Origin of the sequence: Mycobacterium sp. (assembly GCF_049673265.1) — a bacterium.
In the GTDB taxonomy this organism is placed as follows: Bacteria; Actinomycetota; Actinomycetes; order Mycobacteriales; family Mycobacteriaceae; genus Mycobacterium.
On sequence record NZ_JBATXN010000260.1, the window covers coordinates 1 to 2,828 of the forward strand.

At 63.3% G+C, this 2,828-nt stretch carries 4 protein-coding genes; all 4 read left to right on the forward strand.

The window, feature by feature from the left end:
* Nucleotides 1-958, forward strand: a 958-nt coding sequence (gene prfB, locus WBF82_RS09110; protein WP_424382724.1) for a peptide chain release factor 2, incomplete at its 5' end; no start/stop codon positions are given.
* Nucleotides 948-1,889 (forward strand): mechanosensitive ion channel family protein, encoded by a 942-nt coding sequence (locus tag WBF82_RS09115; protein ID WP_424382726.1) that lies wholly within the window; start codon nucleotides 948-950, stop codon nucleotides 1,887-1,889. The genes prfB and WBF82_RS09115, both read left to right, overlap by 11 nt.
* A gap of 77 nt (nucleotides 1,890-1,966) precedes the next feature.
* Entirely contained in the window at nucleotides 1,967-2,347 is a 381-nt protein-coding gene (locus WBF82_RS09120) for a hypothetical protein (protein ID WP_424382725.1), read from the forward strand.
* 52 nt (nucleotides 2,348-2,399) lie between these two features.
* Nucleotides 2,400-2,828, forward strand: a 429-nt coding sequence (locus WBF82_RS09125) for a cell division ATP-binding protein FtsE (RefSeq protein ID WP_424382727.1), incomplete at its 3' end; no start/stop codon positions are given.

The window sequence follows — 2,828 nt, forward strand, 5'->3', positions numbered from 1 at the left end:
GGTGACCAGTGAGCTTTCCCACACCCAGGGCGAGCTGCGCCGCGTCGAAGACCTGCGCCGCCGTCTCGACGATCTGCCAGTGCTCTACGAGCTGGCCGCCGAAGAGGGCGGCGCTGCCGCGGCCGAGACGCATGCCGAAGCCGATGCCGAACTCAAGGCGCTTAGTGTCGACGTCGAAGCCATGGAGGTCCGCACGTTGCTCTCGGGCGAATACGACGAGCGGGAGGCGCTCGTCACGATTCGCTCCGGCGCGGGCGGCGTCGACGCGGCCGATTGGGCCGAGATGCTGATGCGGATGTATATCCGGTGGGCGGAGCAGCACAAGTACCCCGTCGAAGTGTTCGACACCTCTTATGCCGAGGAGGCGGGGATCAAAAGCGCGACCTTCGCGGTGCATGCTCCATTCGCCTACGGCACCCTTTCCGTCGAACAGGGCACGCATCGGCTGGTGCGGATCAGTCCATTCGACAACCAGAGCCGACGCCAGACGTCCTTCGCCGAAGTCGAGGTGCTGCCGGTCGTGGAAACCACCGACCACATCGACATTCCCGAGGGAGATATACGCGTCGACGTGTACCGCTCCAGCGGGCCCGGCGGCCAGTCGGTGAACACGACGGACTCTGCGGTTCGACTCACCCACATCCCGACCGGTATCGTCGTGACTTGTCAGAACGAGAAATCGCAGCTTCAGAACAAAGTGGCCGCGATGCGAGTTCTTCAAGCAAAGTTGTTGGAACGCAAGCGATTAGAAGAACGCGCCGAACTCGATGCATTGAAAGGGGACGGCGGCAGCTCCTGGGGTAACCAGATGCGGTCCTACGTACTGCACCCGTATCAGATGGTCAAAGACCTGCGTACGGAGTACGAGGTGGGAAATCCGACTGCCGTTCTCGACGGAGACATCGATGGGTTCCTGGAAGCGGGAATCCGGTGGCGCAACAGAAAAGATGACGACTGATAACCACATTCTCTCGATAACAGCCGCCCCGCCGTGGGACGTCTGGCAGGGCCATTTCCGCGAATGGTTGCTGACCAGCGGGTTACATATCGTGCTGCTGCTGATCGGGGCAGTGCTCGCGGCGCGGTTCGTCAACTGGTTAGCCCAGAAGGTGACCCAGCGGCTTGACGAAGGGTTCATCGAAAGCGACGCGCTGGTCCGCTCGGAAGCCGCCAAGCATCGCGCGACTATTGCATCGCTGATCTCGTGGGTGACCGTGGTGCTGATCGCCATCTTGGTCGCCGTGCAGCTAGCCGACATTCTCAACGTCTCAGTGCGCGGATTTGTGGCGCCTGCGACGGTGATCGGGGCTGCGCTGGGTTTCGGCGCCCAACAGCTGGTGAAAGACCTGCTGTCCGGGTTCTTCATCATCCTCGAGAAGCAGTACGGCTTCGGCGATCTGGTCACGCTCACTGTCGTCTCGGCAACCGAAGCCAGCGGCACCGTCGAGAATGTGACATTGCGCGTGACTCGGCTGCGTTCCTCGGATGGCGAGTTGTTCACCATCCCGAACGGTCAGATCGTCAAAACGGTGAACCTTTCCAAAGATTGGGCGCGCGCTGTCGTCGACATCCCGGTGCAGGCCAGCGCCGACCTGAGCGTCATCAACGACACGTTGCGCCAGGCGTGCGAGCATGCGCTCGACGACAAGCTATTGGGTGAGTTGCTGCTGGATGCGCCCACGTTGATGGGCGTGGAAAGCATCGCGGTTGACGTCGTCACTTTGCGCTTGGTGGCGCGCACGTTGCCCGGCAAGCAATTCGAGGCCGGACGACGACTGCGGGCGCTGGTGGTCCGTGCTCTTGCCCGCGTCGGCGTTGATACTCCGAGTAACACACCGGTGACCGTGGGAGCCGTCGCCGAGGACCAGCCGCAGGGGTCTAGCCGTTGACGAATTTCCTCCTGAGCCGGCTGCGAAGGCACCATGACGTAAAACGCGTCTGGCCCGGATATCTGTTCGGCGGACATATGCGCACGTCCACCCTCGTGCTCATCCTTGCCTTCGCTGCCGCGTGGTTCGTCTACAACGACCACCGCGAGTCCAACCGGTCGTCGACGCCCACACAGGTACCGGCCACCCAGGTGGTGCCGCCCGGCTTCGTTCCTGATCCGAATTACACCTGGGTGCCGCGCAGCCGCGTGCAGCAACCGCCGACGACGGTGACGGTGACGCAGACGCCGACAACCACGCCTCCGCCGCCGACGACAACGACCACCACGCCGCCGCTGTTGCCGCCGATCGTCTTGCCGCCGCCGTTCGGTCCACCCGCCACTACGACGGCGCCGGCACCGCCCGGCCAGCCACCGGCACCGCCAGCGGCCGCACCGCTACTGCCAGGGTTGCCTTGACGGCCCGGCTGGCGAACGTTAGCGAAACTCACCGTTACACTGGCCTTCCGTGATGATCACCCTCGACCATGTCACCAAGCAGTACAAGTCGTCGGCGCGTCCAGCGCTGGACAACGTCAACGTGAAGATCGACAAGGGTGAGTTCGTCTTCCTGATCGGCCCGTCCGGCTCCGGCAAATCGACTTTCATGCGGTTGCTACTCGGGGCGGAGACTCCGACCAACGGTGATGTCCGGGTTTCGAAGTTTCACGTCAACACGCTGCCCGGCCGGCACATCCCGAAACTGCGGCAGGTGCTCGGCTGCGTCTTCCAGGATTTCCGGCTGCTGCAACAGAAGACGGTGTTCGAGAACGTCGCGTTCGCGCTGGAGGTCATCGGCAAGCGCCCCGACGTGATCAACCGAGTGGTGCCCGACGTGCTGGAGATGGTTGGGCTGTCCGGAAAGGCTACCCGGTTGCCGCACGAGTTGTCCGGCGGCGAG